This is a genomic window from Sphingomonas sp. (assembly GCF_017745215.1).
Taxonomy (GTDB): Bacteria; Pseudomonadota; Alphaproteobacteria; order Sphingomonadales; family Sphingomonadaceae; genus Sphingomonas.
Map to the genome: position 1 here is coordinate 29,968 of NZ_JAGHZV010000013.1, position 14,857 is coordinate 44,824.

The 14,857-nt window shown below is 69.8% G+C and carries 19 protein-coding genes; 13 read left to right on the forward strand and 6 right to left on the reverse strand.

The annotated features are described in order from the left end of the window. The first annotated feature begins 16 nt into the window (after nt 1-16). From J7495_RS13610 to fliS, 10 genes are all read left to right on the forward strand, one after another. Nucleotides 17-640 (forward strand): flagellar basal body-associated protein FliL, encoded by a 624-nt coding sequence (locus tag J7495_RS13610; protein WP_294057145.1) that lies wholly within the window; start codon nt 17-19, stop codon nt 638-640. 27 nt (nt 641-667) lie between these two features. Continuing rightward, a complete protein-coding gene (locus J7495_RS13615) occupies nt 668-1,582 on the forward strand; it encodes a FliM/FliN family flagellar motor switch protein (protein WP_294057146.1) in 915 nt (304 codons plus the stop codon). After that, nucleotides 1,579-1,878: a flagellar motor switch protein FliN gene (gene fliN / locus J7495_RS13620; protein ID WP_294057148.1), complete on the forward strand. Its 300-nt coding sequence runs from the start codon at nt 1,579-1,581 to the stop codon at nt 1,876-1,878. The genes J7495_RS13615 and fliN overlap by 4 nt, the downstream gene beginning before the upstream one ends. After that, complete coding sequence (locus J7495_RS13625; RefSeq protein ID WP_294057149.1) at nt 1,875-2,132, forward strand: flagellar biosynthetic protein FliO; 258 nt, start codon at nt 1,875-1,877, stop codon at nt 2,130-2,132. Before fliN ends, J7495_RS13625 begins: the two co-directional genes overlap by 4 nt. Nucleotides 2,133-2,200: 68 nt before the next feature. After that, a complete protein-coding gene (gene fliP, locus J7495_RS13630) occupies nt 2,201-2,968 on the forward strand; it encodes a flagellar type III secretion system pore protein FliP (RefSeq protein ID WP_294057303.1) in 768 nt (255 codons plus the stop codon). A 4-nt stretch (nt 2,969-2,972) separates the two neighbouring features. Next, nucleotides 2,973-3,242: a flagellar biosynthesis protein FliQ gene (gene fliQ / locus J7495_RS13635; RefSeq protein ID WP_294057151.1), complete on the forward strand. Its 270-nt coding sequence runs from the start codon at nt 2,973-2,975 to the stop codon at nt 3,240-3,242. 7 nt (nt 3,243-3,249) lie between these two features. Further along, nucleotides 3,250-4,020, forward strand: a complete 771-nt coding sequence (gene fliR / locus J7495_RS13640) for a flagellar biosynthetic protein FliR (protein WP_294057153.1) — start codon at nt 3,250-3,252, stop codon at nt 4,018-4,020. Continuing rightward, nucleotides 4,020-5,147: a flagellar type III secretion system protein FlhB gene (locus J7495_RS13645; protein WP_294057154.1), complete on the forward strand. Its 1,128-nt coding sequence runs from the start codon at nt 4,020-4,022 to the stop codon at nt 5,145-5,147. The genes fliR and J7495_RS13645 overlap by 1 nt, the downstream gene beginning before the upstream one ends. Nucleotides 5,148-5,189: 42 nt before the next feature. Then, nucleotides 5,190-6,605, forward strand: coding sequence for a flagellar filament capping protein FliD (gene fliD / locus J7495_RS13650; RefSeq protein WP_294057156.1), 1,416 nt, complete (start codon nt 5,190-5,192; stop codon nt 6,603-6,605). Nucleotides 6,606-6,607: 2 nt separating this feature from the next. Continuing rightward, nucleotides 6,608-7,006: a flagellar export chaperone FliS gene (gene fliS, locus J7495_RS13655; protein WP_294057157.1), complete on the forward strand. Its 399-nt coding sequence runs from the start codon at nt 6,608-6,610 to the stop codon at nt 7,004-7,006. Here the strand turns inward: fliS and J7495_RS13660 are convergent. Beyond that, nucleotides 7,003-8,079, reverse strand: a complete 1,077-nt coding sequence (locus J7495_RS13660; protein WP_294057158.1) for a CaiB/BaiF CoA-transferase family protein — start codon at nt 8,077-8,079, stop codon at nt 7,003-7,005. The genes fliS and J7495_RS13660 overlap by 4 nt on opposite strands. Before the next feature lie 99 nt (nt 8,080-8,178). On the opposite strand from J7495_RS13660, the gene J7495_RS13665 reads away from it, so the two are divergent. Together J7495_RS13665 and J7495_RS13670 are read left to right on the forward strand one after the other, a co-directional pair. Then, a complete protein-coding gene (locus J7495_RS13665; protein ID WP_294057159.1) occupies nt 8,179-8,718 on the forward strand; it encodes an NAD(P)H-dependent oxidoreductase in 540 nt (179 codons plus the stop codon). Nucleotides 8,719-8,803: 85 nt separating this feature from the next. Further along, nucleotides 8,804-9,388 (forward strand): response regulator, encoded by a 585-nt coding sequence (locus J7495_RS13670; RefSeq protein WP_294057160.1) that lies wholly within the window; start codon nt 8,804-8,806, stop codon nt 9,386-9,388. A 108-nt stretch (nt 9,389-9,496) separates the two neighbouring features. On the opposite strand, the gene J7495_RS13675 is transcribed toward J7495_RS13670, so the two are convergent. The 5 genes from J7495_RS13675 to argH are packed head-to-tail and all read right to left on the reverse strand — an operon-like array spanning nt 9,497 to nt 14,123. Further along, entirely contained in the window at nt 9,497-10,456 is a 960-nt protein-coding gene (locus tag J7495_RS13675) for a zinc transporter ZntB (RefSeq protein ID WP_294057161.1), read from the reverse strand. Next, nucleotides 10,453-11,223 carry an NAD(P)-dependent oxidoreductase gene (locus tag J7495_RS13680; RefSeq protein ID WP_294057162.1) on the reverse strand — a complete coding sequence of 257 codons (771 nt, stop codon included), beginning with the start codon at nt 11,221-11,223 and terminating at the stop codon, nt 10,453-10,455. Before J7495_RS13680 ends, J7495_RS13675 begins: the two co-directional genes overlap by 4 nt. Next, nucleotides 11,220-12,479, reverse strand: a complete 1,260-nt coding sequence (gene lysA / locus J7495_RS13685; RefSeq protein WP_294057163.1) for a diaminopimelate decarboxylase — start codon at nt 12,477-12,479, stop codon at nt 11,220-11,222. Before lysA ends, J7495_RS13680 begins: the two co-directional genes overlap by 4 nt. 25 nt (nt 12,480-12,504) lie before the next feature. Next, nucleotides 12,505-12,747, reverse strand: a complete 243-nt coding sequence (locus J7495_RS13690) for a hypothetical protein (RefSeq protein ID WP_294057164.1) — start codon at nt 12,745-12,747, stop codon at nt 12,505-12,507. Further along, entirely contained in the window at nt 12,747-14,123 is a 1,377-nt protein-coding gene (argH, locus tag J7495_RS13695) for an argininosuccinate lyase (protein ID WP_294057165.1), read from the reverse strand. Before argH ends, J7495_RS13690 begins: the two co-directional genes overlap by 1 nt. A 16-nt stretch (nt 14,124-14,139) precedes the next feature. Here argH and J7495_RS13700 point away from each other — a divergent pair, with 16 nt between their 5' ends. Beyond that, on the forward strand, nt 14,140-14,745 hold the full coding sequence (locus tag J7495_RS13700; protein WP_366811168.1) for a TlpA disulfide reductase family protein: 606 nt from the start codon (nt 14,140-14,142) through the stop codon (nt 14,743-14,745). Nucleotides 14,746-14,857: the final 112 nt, after the last annotated feature.

A 14,857-nucleotide genomic window follows, 5' to 3' on the forward strand; every position in this document is an offset into this window, starting at 1 on the left:
ACTTGAGGAACCGATCATGAGCGACACCAAGGCCGACAAGCCCGAGAAGAAGAAGGGCGGCATGATGAAGATCCTGATGCTCGCCGGCGCCGCGCTGCTGCTGGTCGGCGGCGGCGTCGGCGGCGCGCTCTATGCGATGAACGCCGGATTGTTCGGCAGCGCGCACGGCGGCGCCGCGGCGGCGGCCAACGGCCCCCAGCTCGTCCCCAAGGCCGAGGAGAAGCGCGCCTCGGCCACCAAGGAAGGCGGCCATGGCGAAGGCGGCGAGGGCGGCGGCTCGCATGAAGGCCTGCCCACGCCCGAGGGCCATGGCGGCGACAAATATGCCTCCAACTATTATGCGATCGAGAAGGAGTTCACGTCGAACCTCCAGGACAGCGTCCATTTCATCCAGGTCGGCGTCGCGATCTCGACGCCCTATGACGATCGCGTCCTCGACAACATCAAGACGCATGAGATCGCGATCCGCTCGGCGGTTCTGCTCGCGCTCGGCGAGACCAGCGAGGAGGACGTGTTCACCGCCGAGGGCAAGAAGGCGATCCAGCAGCGGCTGGTGAAGGCGATCAACGCCGTCCTGCAGCAGAAAGAAGGTTTCGGGGGCGTAAGTAACGTCTACTTTACCAATTTCATTGTTCAGTGAACAATGATGGTTAACGCTCCTTCAGACATGGATCGCCGCGAGCGGCCCCGGGTCAGCGCCGAGCACGCGCTCGCGCTCGGCGGCGCTTCGAGCCGCAATCCCTTCGGCGACCTGGTGACGCTCCAGCATTTGTCGGCACGGCTCTCAAAGTCGCTCAAGCCGGTGTTCGAGGGCATGCTCCGCCGCCCGCTGCGCTGCTGGGCCGAGCCGGTCGAGGTCCAGCGCTGGGCCGACTACAAGGCCGAGCGCGGCGACGCGCTTTCCGCCTGGCAGCCGCTGGCGATGCAGCCGGGCCGCGGCCGGGCTTGCCTGGTGATCGACGGCCGCCACGTCATGGAGATGCTCGATGCCTTCTTCGGCGGCGATGGCGAGGGTGTGGCACCCGGCGAGTTCACCCCTGCCGCCGAGGCGCTGGTCGCACGGCTCGGCCAGGCGGTCGCGGTGCCGCTCGCCGCGGCCTGGGAGCCGCTGGTCCGCATCGGCTTCCGCGCCACCACCGTCATGGTCCTGGGCGCGCCGCCCGAGCTTCCCGGTGACGAGGCCGTGGTCATCACGCGCTTCGGCCTGGCCGACGGCGACCGCAAGCCGGTCCATGTCGACCTCCTCTACCCGGCGAGCGCGCTCAAGCCGCACAGCGCCGCGCTCGCGGTCAAGGTCCATGACGACGGTGACGAGGTCGAGCCCGAATGGCGCAGCGGCCTCACCCGCGCGGTGATGGGCGTGCGCTTCCCCGTCCGCTCGGTGCTCGCCGAGCCGGTGATGCCGCTCGGCCGCCTGCTCGAACTCAAGCCCGGCGACGTCATCCCGATCGATTTCGGCACGCAAGTGCCCGTGATGGTGGCGAGCCGCAAGCTCGGCGCCGGCGAGGTCGGCACTGCCAACGGCCGCGCCGCGGTGCGCCTCACCACGCTCGAACCGATCAACGCGGAGGATTTCCGATGAACGACATGACGGGCAATTTCCCGATGGAAGCCGCGGTCGCCGCGAACTTCCATCTGCTCCAGGATGTCGACGTCAGGCTGACGGTCGAGATCGGCTCGACCACGCTGTCGCTACGCGAGCTGCTCGCGCTCGGCGAGACCAGCGTGATCGAGCTCGACCGCGATGCGAACGAGCTGCTCGACGTCTTCGTCAACGGCACGCTGATCGGCCGCGGCGAAGTCGTGACCGTCGGCGAGAAGTTCGGCGTGCGGATGACCGAGCTGGTCAGCCCCGACAAGCGGACTGCCGCCAAATGATGTGGTCCTATGTCCTCAAGCTGGTGATCCTGCTGCCGCTTGTCTGCGGGCTGCTCGTCGGCTGCCTCTACGCCTGGCGCAAGCTCGAGGCACGGCTGCCGAAGAGCCAGGGCGAGCGGATGGTGCAGGTCAGGGAGAGCATGATGCTCTCGCCGGGGCTGCGGCTCGCGGTGGTCGAGTTCGAGGGGCGCAAGCTGCTCGTCTCGGTGAGCCGCACCGGCGTGACTTTGGTCGACCGGGGAGACGAGCCGTGATCCGCGCGCGCCGCGCTTCGCGCACTCTTGGCATCCGCACGCCCCGCACCGTCGGCGGCCGCGCCGCGCTGTTCGTCGGGCTGCTCGCCTTCCTGATCCTCTTCGCCGCGCCTGCCTTCGCGCAAGGCGTACCGGCACCCGTTGCGACGCCCGGCGTCGGCGACGCGGTCGACCGCGCGCTCGGCGACCTCGGCGGCGGCAATGCGCCGCTCAGCCTGTCGCTCCAGCTGCTCATCATCATGGGCCTGCTCACGGTGCTGCCGGGCATCCTCTTGATGATGACCAGCTTCACCCGGATCATCATCGTGCTCGCGGTGCTCCGCCAGGCGCTGGGGCTCCAGCAGACCCCGCCCAACCAGGTGCTGATCGGCCTGTCGTTGTTCCTCACCTTCTTCGTGATGTCGCCGGTGCTGGGCCAGATGAACGCGACCGCGATCCAGCCCTACGCCGAGGGCAAGATCAACGCGACCGCGATGATCGCCGGCGCGGGCGAGCCCCTGCACGGCTTCATGATCAAGCAGACGCGCAACCACGATCTCAAGATGTTCGCCGACATGGCCAGGAGCGGCCCTTATGCGAAGCCCGAGGACGTGCCCTATTCGGTGCTCCTCCCCGCCTTCGTGACGAGCGAGCTCAAGACCGCCTTCCAGATCGGCTTCCTGATCTTCCTGCCCTTCATCGTGATCGACCTCGTCGTCGCCACCGTGCTCATGTCCTTGGGCATGATGATGATGTCGCCGACGATCATCTCGCTGCCGTTCAAGCTCCTGCTGTTCGTCCTCGTCGACGGCTGGGCGATGACGATGGGCAGCCTCGCCTCCAGCTTCGCGACGTGACCCCATGGATGCTGACTATTTCCTCACCGTCGCCCGCGAGGCGCTGTGGATCCTGGCGCTGGCCTCGGCGCCGATCCTGATCCCGGCGCTGCTTTCGGGCCTGATCCTCGGCATGATCCAGGCCGCGACCTCGATCCAGGAGCAGACGCTCACCTTCGTGCCCAAGCTCGTCGTCGTGGGGATCAGCCTGGTGATCTTCGGCGGCATGATCCTCGGCCTGCTCGGCGACTTTCTGACGAGCATCTTCGAGCGCATCCCGGATCTGGTGCGGTAGCGACGCGATGATGGGCTTCGGCCTCTCGATCGAGCCGCAGCTCTGGGCTTTGCTGTTCGCGATGGTGCGGATCGGCGCGGCGTTCGTCGCGGCGCCGGTGTTCAGCGCGGTGGCGGTGCCGCTCCACGCGCGGATCGCGCTGTCGGGCGCGATCGGCGTGCTCGTGGTGAACGTCGCCCACATCCAGCCGCCCGCCGAAATCTTCTCGATCACTACCTTCCTCGCGGTCGCGGCCGAGGCGCTGATCGGGCTGGCGATGGGTTTCGTCCTCCAGATCGCCTTCGCCGCGCCGCTCGTCGCGAGCGAGCTGATCGGCATGGGGATGGGGCTGGGCTTCGCCAACGCGGTCGACCCGCAGAGCAACCACGCCACCCCTGCGCTCGGCCAGTTCCTCTCGATCCTGCTGACCCTGCTCTTCCTCGCGGTCGACGGCCATCTCGTGCTCGTCGACCTCGTCGTGCGCAGCTATGAAGCGATGCCGCCGGGGACGTGGATCGCGCCCGCCCGGCTGCTCGGCATCGCGATGTTCGGCGGCTATGCCTTCCTCGCCGGGCTGCTGCTCGCGCTGCCGGTGGGCTTCATCCTGCTCTGCCTCAACGTCGTCGTCGGCATGCTGAGCCGCGCCGCGCCGTCGCTCAACCTCTTCGCGGTCGGCCTGCCCGCCAGCCTGGTGATTGGCGTGGTCGCGCTGCTGCTCGCGTTGCCCGCGATGGGCGACTATCTCCAGGTCATCATCGGCGAGGGCCTCGCCATGATGCCGCAGCTGGTGCTCGGCTGATGGCGGAGGAGTTCGGCGAAAAGACCGAGGCCCCGACACCCAGGCGCCGGCAAAAGGCGCGCGAGGAGGGCCAGGTCCTCCGCTCGCGCGACTTCGCCTCGGCGCTGGTGGTGCTCGCGGGGTGCGGCTGGATGGCGCTGATGGGCCCCTCGCTGCTCGCCGGCTGCCGCCAGCTGATGACGGCCAGTTTGAGTTTCGGCCGCGCCGACGTCGAGGACTTCGAGCCCTGGCGCCCGCTGCTCGCCGCGGGCTGGGCACTCGCGCCATCGCTCGGCGGGCTGCTCGCGCTGTCCTTCGCTGCCGCGGTGCTGAGCCAGGCGGGGCTCGGCGCGCTCACCTGGAACGGCCGGAACTTCGCCCCCAAGGCCTCGCGCATCGATCCTGCCGCCGGGCTCAAGCGCGTCTTCGGACCCACCGGCTGGATCGAGCTGGTCAAGTCGCTGCTCAAGGTCGTGCTGCTCGGCGGGATCGGCTGGTGGATGCTCGCCTCGCTGATCCATCCCTCGATCGGGCTCGTCTCCGCCGACCTGCCGGGCGCGGTGGGTGCTATCGGCGGCAGGTTCCTGCTGCTCGTCTTCGCCATGGCGGGCGGCATGGCGCTGATCGCGGGGATCGACCTGCCGATCCAGATCCTCCGCCATCTGAAGCAGCTCCGGATGAGCAAGCAGGAGATCCGCGACGAGCATAAGGAAAGCGAAGGCTCGCCCGAAGTGAAGGCCGCCCAGCGCGACCGCCAGCGCGCGATCGTCAAGGGCGGGCTGCGCAAGACGGTGGCGACCGCGCATGTCGTGCTCACCAACCCGACGCACTTCGCCGTCGCCCTGCGCTACGACCGCGAGAGCGACCAGGTGCCGGTGGTCGTCGCCAAGGGCCGCGGCATCACCGCACTCGCGATCCGCGAGCTCGCCGGCGAGTTCGCAGTGCCCGTGCTGGAATATCCGAGCCTCGCGCGCGCCGTCTATTACACCAGCCGCGAGGGGCAGGAGATCCGCGACGACCTCTATGCCGCGATCGCGACGGTGCTCGCCTTCGTCTTCGGGGTGAACGCTCGCACCGCCGGGGTCCAGCCGCCGGTCAATGTGCCGGCAACCGCGCGCTTCGACGAGAATGGACGGAAACAGGGCTAAAGTCCTGCGTCGCATGGCCGTTTTCCGGGTCAGGGGGTTTGCATGGCCATCGAATCGATTGCGAAGACGCTCGGCGCCGGATCGGGCATCGACATCAACACGCTGGTCGAGCAGCTCGTCGACGCGCAATTCTCGGCGAAGCAGGATGGCTTCACCAAGCGCGGCGACACGCTGACCGCGCAGATCTCGTCGGTGTCGAGCCTCAAGGACGGCATCTCGGGGTTCGACACCGCGCTCAAGACGCTGATCAAGACCGGCACGCTCGCGACCCAGCCGACCAGTTCGAACACGAGCATCCTCACCGCCTCGACGATGAGCGGCGGCTCGGCCGCGGGGCTCTCGACCCAGGTCGAGGTCCGACAGCTCGCCGCGGCGCAGAGCGCCTATAGCGCGCCGGTCGCCGACAAGACCGCCGCGATCGGCACCGGCACGCTCACCATCACCTTCGGCACCGCCACCGTCTCCGACGGCACGATGACCGACTTCGAACCCGGCTCGGCGGCGTCTGTCGACATCGCGATCACCTCGGCCAATTCGAGCCTCACCGGCATTCGCGACGCGATCAACGCGAAGAACTGCGGCGTCACCGCGACGATCATGAGCGATTCGGACGGCGCGCGGCTCGTGCTCAAGAGCGGCACCGGCGCCACCCAGGCCTTCACGCTCACCGCTACCGAGGACGACGGCGCCGAGGGGCTCGCCGCGCTCGATATCGGCAAGGATGCCGCCGGCACCACGATCGGCACTGCCGCGCAGGATGCGATCGTCGCGGTCGACGGCGTCGCGATCCACCGCGCGTCGAACGCGATCCTCGACCTCGTCACCGGCATCCGCCTCGACCTGCAATCGGCCGCGCCCGGCACCAAGGTGACGCTCGGCAGCTCGGCGCCGACCGATGCGCTGAGCCAGGCGGTAACCGACGTGGTCGACACCTACAACGAGCTGCTCGCGACGCTGAAGACCGCGACCGACGCGACCAGCGGTCCGCTGCGCAACGACGCCGCCGCCAAGGCGCTGCTCCGCTCGCTCGCGCAGCTGCCGACGCAGCAGCTGACCACAGTCACCGACGGCGGCCCCAGGACGCTCGCCGAGATCGGCGTCGCGACCAACCGCGACGGCACGCTGCGCGTCGACGCGACCCGGCTGGCGACGGCGATGTCGAGCTACGAAAGCGACATCGAGGCGATGTTCAAGGCGAGCGCGGGGCTTTCGGCCCAGCTCACCACGATCACCAATGCCGCGACGAGCACGAGCTATGGCCTGGGCGCGAGCACGGCGACCTATCAGAAGGCCCAGTCGCAGCTCGCCGACGACCAGGCCAAGGCGCAGACCCAGGAAGACGCGATGCGCGACCGGCTGACCAAGCAGTTCGCGACGATGGACGCCGCGGTCGCAGCCTATAAGGCGACCCAGTCGCAGCTGCAGAACCAGATCGACGCCTGGAACAGCAACGACTGACGATGCGCTACGCGACCGCCCTCACCCGCGACCCCGCCGCGACCTATCGCCAGGTCGGGCTGGTGGGGCGGACGAGCACCGGCGACCCGCATGCGCTGGTGTCGATGCTCTACGAGGAAGGCATGTCGGCGCTGCGCTCGGCGGCCTGGGCGGCCGAGCGTCGCCGCTTCGAGATGAAGAGCGAGCGCGTCGCGCGCGCCACCGCGGTGCTGTTCGCGCTCGAGGCGGGGCTCGACTTCGACGCGGGCGGCGAGGTCAGCCGCGCGCTGGAGGCCTTCTATCACGATCTTCGCCAGCGCATCGTCCAGGCCAGCCTCGGCACCGATCCGCGGCCATTCCACGACGCCGCCGACAGTCTCGCCGAGATCGCCGACGCATGGCGGAGCGTGCGCGGCGCCTAGCCCCAGCGCTCCAGGATTTCCTCCACCGTCGCCGTCTCCTGCGTCACCGCCGCGGCCGGCGTGTCCGAGAAGCGTGGGGCGGGCATCGGCTGCGGCGTGCCCGCGGGCGAGGCGAAAGTCTCGCGCGCGGCGAGGTGCGGGTGCTGCGGCGCTTCGGCGAGCGACAGCACCGGCGTCACGCACGCGCGCTTCTCGGCGAACAGCGCGGCCCAATCGTCGCGCGCGCGGCTGGCGAAGGCCTGGGCGAAGGCTTCGCCCATCTCGATCCAGGTCGCGCGGTCATATTGGCGGAAGCGGCCCTGCGGAAAGCCCAGCCCTTCGCACAACGCATCGAAATAGGGCGGCTCGACCGCGCCGACCGCGACGTGCCGCCCATCGGCGCAGGCATAGCAGCGGTAGAAGGGCGCGCCGCCGTCGATCAGGTTGGAGGCTCGCGAATCGGCCCAGCGATTGACGCCGTGGAGTCCGTAATAGAGCGTCATCATCGCGGCGACGCCGTCGACCTGCGCGGCCTCGACCACCTGGCCGCGCCCGGTCGCCTGCGCCGCGAGGATCGCCGAGACCGCGCCGAGCGCAAGGAACAGGGCGCCTCCGGCATATTCGCCGAGCAGGTTGAGCGGCAGCACCGGCGTCGCCGGCGTGCCGATCGCGTGGAGCGCGCCGGTGAGCGCGAGATGGTTGATGTCGTTCCCCGGCGCGCCCGACAGCGGCCCCTCCAGCCCCCAGCCGCTCACTCGCGCATAGACCAGCCGTGGATTGAGCGAGAGGCACTTGGCCGGATCGAGCCCGAGCTGCTCGGCCACGCCGGCGCGGAAGCCCTCCAGCACGCCATCGGCCTGGGCGATCATCGCCAGCGCCTTCTCGCGGTCGGCGACATTGGTGAGGTCGAGCGAGACTTCGGAGCGGCCGCGGTAGAGCACCGGCGCGATCGCGCTGCCGTCGGTCCCGGCGCGGCGGATCCGCACGACATCCGCGCCCATGTCGGCGAGCAGCATGCCCGCGAGCGGCACCGGCCCCGCTGCATCGAGCTCGACGATCCTGACGCCCGCCAACGGTCCGTGCCGCAACTCCATCGCGTCCAATTCCCCTCTTGTCGCGACTCGCTCATAGCCGCGCCTGAGCGAAAGGGCCAAGCGCTGGCGCTCTCAGGCGCTTTCGTCTAGCGGAACGGCATGTCAGCACCCCATGTCGTCGCCCTGGGCGGCACCACGCGCGCCGAATCGACCACCGGGCGCCTGCTCGCCGCTGCGCTCGACATGGCGGCGGCCCGCGGCGCGCGCGTGACGCTGCTGACCGGGCCCGACATCGCCTTCCCGCACTACGAGCCCGGCATCGCCGAGGGCAACGAAGCGATCGAACGCTACCTCGCGGCGCTGCGCTCGGCCGATGCGATCATCGTCGGCTCGCCGGGCTATCACGGCACGCTCTCCGGTTTGGTCAAGACCGCGCTCGACTATGTCGAGCAGCTGGCGAAGGACGAGCGCCCCTATTTCGACGGCCTCCCCGTCGGCCTCGTCGCCACCGCGGCGGGCTGGCAGGCGGCCGTCTCGACGCTCCAGGCGCTGCGCACGATCGTCCACGCGCTGCGCGGCTGGCCGACGCCGATCGGCATCGCGGTCAACACCAGCGAGAACTCCGATCCGGTCGGCGGCTGCCAGAAACAGATGCAGGCGATGGTCGACCAGCTTTTCCTGTTCCACGGCCGCCGCTGAAAGGCCTCGTATGGTTGCCGCTCGATTAACCATTTCGTGACAGCTTTTCCCTAGCGTCTTCCCTAGAAAACAGGGGGATCGCAGGGTGACGGACGAAGGCTCAGCGGAGCGCGCACGCCGCGCGCGGCGGACGATCCTCGCGGTCGACGACAGCCGCACCAACCTCAACCTGCTCGGCCAGCGGCTGGGCAACCTCGGCTATCTCGTCGTGCTCGCCGACAAGGGGTCGGACGCGCTCGACCTCATCGCGGGCCGCGGCTTCGACCTGGTGCTGCTCGACATGGTGATGCCCCAGCTCTCGGGCCTGCACGTCCTTTCCGAGATCCGCGCCGCGCCCGATACCGCCGACCTGCCGGTGATCATGATCACGGGCCGCAGCGACCCGGCCTCTGCCGTGGAGGCGCTCGCCGCGGGGGCGGACGATTATGTCGCCAAGCCGTTCGAGTTCGAGGTTCTCGCCGCGCGGATCGAGCGCACGCTCGAGCGCGCCGCGCGGGTCGAGGCGCTCAAGCGCGTGACGATGTCGCTCGACGCCCGCATCGCCGCGCGCGCGATCGAGCTGGGCGAAGTCAAGTCAGAGCTCGCCGCCGCCCGCGCCGACCGTACCCGGCTGATCGCGTCGATCCAGGCGCTGCACGACGAGCTGAACCAGGTCTCGCGGATTCGCTGACGATTTCCGTCATCCCGGCGAAAGCCGGGACCCAGAATCAAGCAGGAGGTCGCTCGTGGTCCTGGGTCCCGGCTTTCGCCGGGATGACGACTTATGGCGTGCGGTTTCCTACAACCCCCGCGGAAACCAGTGGCGGCGCATGAAATAGAGCGTGATCGCCGCCGAGATCGCGATGCACAGCCCGGTCACGCCCCAGAAGGCCCAGGGCTCGTGCGCCCAGGGGATGCCCGCGACGTTCATGCCCAGCAGGCCGGTGATGAAGGTCAGCGGCAGGAAGATCATCGCCACCACCGCGATCAGCAGCGAGCGCTGGTCGATCTGCTCGGCGCGCAGGTCGGTGAGCGTCTCGTGCGTCAGCGCGGCGCGCTCGCGAATGCTCTCCAGTTCCTCGACCATGCGCGCGGCGCGGTCGGCGGCGGAGCTGAGGTGCAGCCGGTCGTCGTCGCGCAGCCAGTCGCCGGGGAGCGACGCCAGCCTCTCGAGCGCGAGCCGCTGCGGCGCGAGGAAGCGGCGATAGCCGATCGCGCGGATGCGGATGCGGTTGACCAGGATGCGCAGCTCGAACACGCCGTGCGCGGCGATCTTCTCCTCGCAATCGTCGAGCATGTCGCCGAGCTCGGCGACGACCGGGTCGAGCTCCTCGGTGATCTCCTCGGCCATCCCCGCGATCAGGTCGCCGGGATCGAGGATCGCGCCATGGGTCACCGCGACGCGGATATTGTCGAGCGCCTGCATCGGCTTGCGCGTCACCGAGAAGACATGGTCGGCATGCGCATAGATGCGGATCGAGGCGAGCGGATCGGAGGCGGCGAGCTCCTCGGTGGAGAGGCCGCGCAGGTTGATCACCGCGCCTTCGCCGACGGCATCGCAGCGCGGGCGCGTCTCGTTGGCGGTCAGCGCCTCGATGACATAGGGCGAGAGCTGCGCCTGGTCGGTGAGCCATTGCTGGGCGTGCTCGTCGGTGGTGGTGAGGTGCACCCACACCAGCTCGCCGCCCTGCTTGAGCGCATCCTTGACGCCCAGCTCCTGGACCTTGCCCTTGCTGACGACGAACGCGAATCCGCTCATCCGGCCATCTCCACTTCGATCGAAAGCCCCGGCCCGGGATCGGCGGGGAAGGTGTCGCACGCGATCCGCGGCGCGTCGGCGCGCGCGCGCTCGAGGATCGCGGCGGGCACGCCGGGGCGGTGGTAGACGCGATCCGCCGCTGCCAGCGCGCGCGCCTGGCGCAGCGTGAGATCGTCGGGATCGGGGGAAGCAAGCACAAAACGCTCGACGCGTGGCGCAGGGCGCTCGTCACCGGCGGCGGCGAGCCAGATGCCCACCGCTTCGGCGGCATGTTCGCGCAACGGATCGAGAGTCCCGCCCGGCGAAAGCGCCGCACCGATCGCGCGCCGGCGCTTGTCGGGCTCCGGCCAGCGGTCGCGGATGCGGCCCCTGGCCGTCGACAGCGCCCAGGCGAGCTCGCCCAGGCTCGCGGGCAACAGCGCCTCGATCCGCTGCCTCAGCGCCGCCGCCAGCCCCGCCGAAGCGCCGCCGGTGCCCACTGCCACCGTCACGCTCCCGCGCTCGACGATCGCCGGCAGGGTGAAGTCGCAGAGGTCGGGCCGGTCGGCGACATTGACCAGCAGCCCGCGCGCCTTGAGCCGCGCCGCCACCGGCTCGGGGTCGGCAAGCGCGACCAGCGCGATCCGCGCCGCGCCCGCCTCGTCCACGATCGTCGCGCCCGCGCGCTCGAGCAGCCGGCGCTTGGCCTCGCCTGCATCGCCCTCGCCGATCAGCATCACCGGCCGCCCCGCCAGCGCCACGAAGATCGGCAGGGCGGCGAGGCTCATTCCAGCCAGTCCGGCACTTGCTCGGCGTCCATGATCGTCTCGGCGGCGATCCGCTTGGCGACCACGGCGTAGCGATCGCCCGACACCAGCACCTCGGGCACCAGCGCGCGGCTGTTGTAGGTGCTCGCCATCGTCGCGCCATAGGCGCCGGCGCTGCGCAGCACGATCAGGTCGTCGGAGGCGACCGCATCCATCTCGCGCGCCTTGGCGAAGACGTCGGTGCTCTCGCACACCGGCCCCGCGACGTTCGCGACCATCCGCGCGCCCGTCGGCCGCACCGCCGCGACATCGTGCCAGGCGTCGTAGAGCGCCACGCGCGCAAGGTCGTTCATCGCCGCGTCGACGATCACCCAGGGATTGGTCACGCCGGGCTTCACCCACAGCACCTTGGTGAGCAGCACGCCGGCATTGGCGGCGATCACGCGGCCGGGCTCGAACATCAGCTCGACGCCCCAGTCCCTGGTCACCCGCGCGACCATCGCGCCATAATCGGCCGGGCTCGGCGGGTTCTCGTCGTCGCGATAGGGCACCCCCAGCCCGCCGCCGAGATCGACGTGGGTGATGCGGTGCCCCGCTTCGCGCAGCTCGGCGATCAGCTCGCCGACGCGCGTGAACGCCGCCTCGAGCGGCGCAAGGCTCTTCAATTGGCTGCCGATGTGCAGCGCCACGCCGCGCAGGTCGATCCCCGGCAGCGGCGCCAGCCGGTCGAAGATCGCACGCGCCTGGTCGATCGGCAGGCCGAACTTGTTCTCGGCCTTGCCGGTCGAGATCTTGGCGTGCGTGCCCGCGTCGACGTCGGGGTTGACGCGCAGCACCGCCGGTGCGCGCAGGCCGCGCGCGGCCGCCAGCTCGGCGAGGACGACGCCCTCCTCCTCGAGCTCGAGGTTGAACTGGCCGATGCCCATGTCGAGCCCCAGCGCCAGCTCCTCGCGCGTCTTGCCGACGCCCGAGAAGAGGATCTTCTCCGCCGGCATCCCCGCCGCGAGCGCGCGGTGGAGCTCGCCGCCCGAGACGACGTCGGCGCCGAAGCCTTCGTTCGCGAGCACGCGCAGCACGCCCAGGTTCGGATTGGCCTTGATCGCGAAGGCGAGGTTCGATTTCCCCGCCGCCGCCACGCCCTCGCGGAACACGCGCGCGTGCCGCTGGAAGGTCGCAGTCGAATAGACATACACCGGGGTGCCGACTTCGGCGGCGATCCGGGCAAGCGGCACGTCTTCGGCGAAGAGCTCGCCGTCCCTCAGGTTGAAATGGTCCATCGTGCTTTCTGGAGACTGGAAGGGATCAATCGGGCGGCGGGAGATCGAACTCGTCGCTGCGCCGTTCTTTCGAGCTTTCGATCAGCGTGTCGCTGCGCTCGGGGCGGGTCTGCGGCGGCGGCTCCACCAGCGCTTCGGCAGTGGGAGTCGCCTGCGCAGAATAGGGTTTGACCGGCAGCGACGCGCCCTGCGGCGGTTTGAGCGGCTCGCGCGCGCCGCAGGCGGCGAGCAGCAGCGCGGTCCCGGCGAGAAGCAGCAGTCGCACCATCAGCCTTCCTCCGCTCGCGCCTTCCGGGCCTCGGCAATCGCCTCGCGCACGCGCACCGGCGCGGTGCCGCCGAAGCTCGTGCGGCTCGCCACCGACGCATCGACGCTGAGAACGCCGTAGACGCTTTCGTCGATCCTGTCGTCAATCGCTTTCAGCGTGGCGATCGGCAGCTCGTGGAGCCGGACCCCCGCCGCCTCGGCCGCCGCCACCGCGCGCCCGGTGATGTGGTGCGCCTCGCGGAACGGCACCCCCGCCTCGCGGACCAGCCAGTCGGCAAGGTCGGTCGCGGTGGCGAAGCCGCTCTCCGCCAGCGCGCGCATCCGGTCGATGCGGAAGGTCGCGCTCTCGACCATCCCGGTCATCGCCGCGATCGACAGGCCGAGCAGATCGTGCGCTTCGAACACCGGCGGCTTGTCGTCCTGCATGTCCTTCGAATAGGCGAGCGGCAGGCCCTTCATCGTGATCATCAGGCTGACGAGGCTGCCGACGATCCGGCCGCTGTGCCCGCGCACCAGCTCCGCGGCATCGGGGTTGCGCTTCTGCGGCATGATCGAGCTGCCGGTCGACCATTGGTCCGAGAGCGCGACGAAGCCGAAGGGCTGGCTCGCCCACACCACGAATTCCTCGGCGAGGCGCGAGAGGTGGAGGCTGCACTGCGCCGCCGCGGTGAGATACTCGATCGCGAAGTCGCGGTCCGAGACCGAATCGAGCGAGTTGCGCGTCGGCCCGTCGAAGCCCAGCGCCTGCGCCGTGGCGTCGCGGTCGATCGGGAAGCCCGTGCCGGCAAGCGCCGCCGAGCCGAGCGGGCAGAGGTTCATCCGCGCGCGCGCGTCGCGCAGGCGCGAGCGGTCGCGCGCGACCATCTCGTGATAGGCCATGAGGTGATGGCCCAGCGTCACCGGCTGCGCGCTCTGGAGATGGGTGAAGCCGGGCATCACGCTTTCGGCATGTTCCTCGGCGCGAGCGAGCAACGCGTCCTGGAGCGCGCCGAGCGCCGCCTCGGCCTGGTCGATCGCGTCGCGCACCCAGAGGCGGAAGTCGGTCGCGACCTGGTCGTTGCGCGAGCGCGCGGTGTGGAGCCGCCCTGCCGTCGGGCCGATCGCCTGCGCGAGGCGATGCTCGGCGAACATGTGGATGTCCTCGAGCACGAGGTCGTCGGGCACGCCTTCGGCCTCGAACGCGACTTCGAGCCCGCGCAGCCCCTCGCCGATCGCCTCGGCCGCGTCGGCGGCGATGATGCCCTGCTTGCCCAGCATCGCGGCATGCGCCCGGCTGCCGCGCAGGTCCTGCCGCCACATCCGCTTGTCGAAGGGGATCGAGGCGTTTATCTCGCGCATGACCGCGGAGGGGCCTTCGGCAAACCTGCCGCCCCACATGCTATTGGAGCTGTCCTTGCGCCCGGCGATCGTGCTTCTCCTCCTGACCGCGCTCGCGATCGGCGGCTGCGATAGGCAAACAAATGCCCCCGGGCAAGCGACCGGGGCCAACACTGCGGAGACCGCTGCCGCGTCCGAGCCGGCCGAGGCCGCGGGCAACGAGACGGTTGTCGAGGAAGAGATCGGCAAGCTCAACCGCGCGCACAAGGGCGAAGCGGCGTTCATCACCCCCTTCGAGAACCCGGCGGGGCAGAAGGTCACGATCGCGGACTTCAAGGGCAAGCCGCTGCTGCTCAACCTCTGGGCGACCTGGTGCATCCCCTGCGTCAAGGAAATGCCGACGCTCGACGCGCTGGCGGCATCGCTGGGCGACAGCGTCCAGGTCGTCGCGGTCAGCCAGGATTCGAAGGGCGACGCCGTGGTCGCACCGTTCTTCCAGAAGGCTGGGTTCAAGAAGCTCCAGCCCTATCTCGATACCGATTCGGCGCTGAGCGTCGGGCTGGGGGTCAATCTGCCGACGACGATCCTGTTCGATTCGCAAGGCAAGGAAGTCTGGCGGATGGAAGGCGGGATGGACTGGACCGGCGAGACGGCGAAAGAGCTGATCGCCGAGGCGAAGTAGCAGGGTAGCAGGACGCGCTCCTGATCCGTCATCCCCGCGAAAGCCGGGACCCAGGGTTACGGAAGGCGTCGCTCGCTGCCCCGGGTCCCGGCTTTCGCCGGGATGACGACCT

What these genes read in the sequence shown, in the direction of transcription:
- J7495_RS13610 (WP_294057145.1), top strand. Translation starts at nt 17, where the DNA reads ATGAGCGACACCAAGGCCGACAAGCCCGAGAAGAAGAAGGGCGGCATG.
- J7495_RS13615 (WP_294057146.1), top strand. Translation starts at nt 668, where the DNA reads ATGGATCGCCGCGAGCGGCCCCGGGTCAGCGCCGAGCACGCGCTCGCG.
- fliN (WP_294057148.1), top strand. Translation starts at nt 1,579, where the DNA reads ATGAACGACATGACGGGCAATTTCCCGATGGAAGCCGCGGTCGCCGCG.
- J7495_RS13625 (WP_294057149.1), top strand. Translation starts at nt 1,875, where the DNA reads ATGATGTGGTCCTATGTCCTCAAGCTGGTGATCCTGCTGCCGCTTGTC.
- fliQ (WP_294057151.1), top strand. Translation starts at nt 2,973, where the DNA reads ATGGATGCTGACTATTTCCTCACCGTCGCCCGCGAGGCGCTGTGGATC.
- fliR (WP_294057153.1), top strand. Translation starts at nt 3,250, where the DNA reads ATGATGGGCTTCGGCCTCTCGATCGAGCCGCAGCTCTGGGCTTTGCTG.
- J7495_RS13645 (WP_294057154.1), top strand. Translation starts at nt 4,020, where the DNA reads ATGGCGGAGGAGTTCGGCGAAAAGACCGAGGCCCCGACACCCAGGCGC.
- fliD (WP_294057156.1), top strand. Translation starts at nt 5,190, where the DNA reads ATGGCCATCGAATCGATTGCGAAGACGCTCGGCGCCGGATCGGGCATC.
- fliS (WP_294057157.1), top strand. Translation starts at nt 6,608, where the DNA reads ATGCGCTACGCGACCGCCCTCACCCGCGACCCCGCCGCGACCTATCGC.
- J7495_RS13660 (WP_294057158.1), bottom strand. Translation starts at nt 8,079, where the DNA reads ATGGAGTTGCGGCACGGACCGTTGGCGGGCGTCAGGATCGTCGAGCTC.
- J7495_RS13665 (WP_294057159.1), top strand. Translation starts at nt 8,179, where the DNA reads ATGTCAGCACCCCATGTCGTCGCCCTGGGCGGCACCACGCGCGCCGAA.
- J7495_RS13675 (WP_294057161.1), bottom strand. Translation starts at nt 10,456, where the DNA reads ATGAGCGGATTCGCGTTCGTCGTCAGCAAGGGCAAGGTCCAGGAGCTG.
- J7495_RS13680 (WP_294057162.1), bottom strand. Translation starts at nt 11,223, where the DNA reads ATGAGCCTCGCCGCCCTGCCGATCTTCGTGGCGCTGGCGGGGCGGCCG.
- lysA (WP_294057163.1), bottom strand. Translation starts at nt 12,479, where the DNA reads ATGGACCATTTCAACCTGAGGGACGGCGAGCTCTTCGCCGAAGACGTG.
- J7495_RS13690 (WP_294057164.1), bottom strand. Translation starts at nt 12,747, where the DNA reads ATGGTGCGACTGCTGCTTCTCGCCGGGACCGCGCTGCTGCTCGCCGCC.
- argH (WP_294057165.1), bottom strand. Translation starts at nt 14,123, where the DNA reads ATGTGGGGCGGCAGGTTTGCCGAAGGCCCCTCCGCGGTCATGCGCGAG.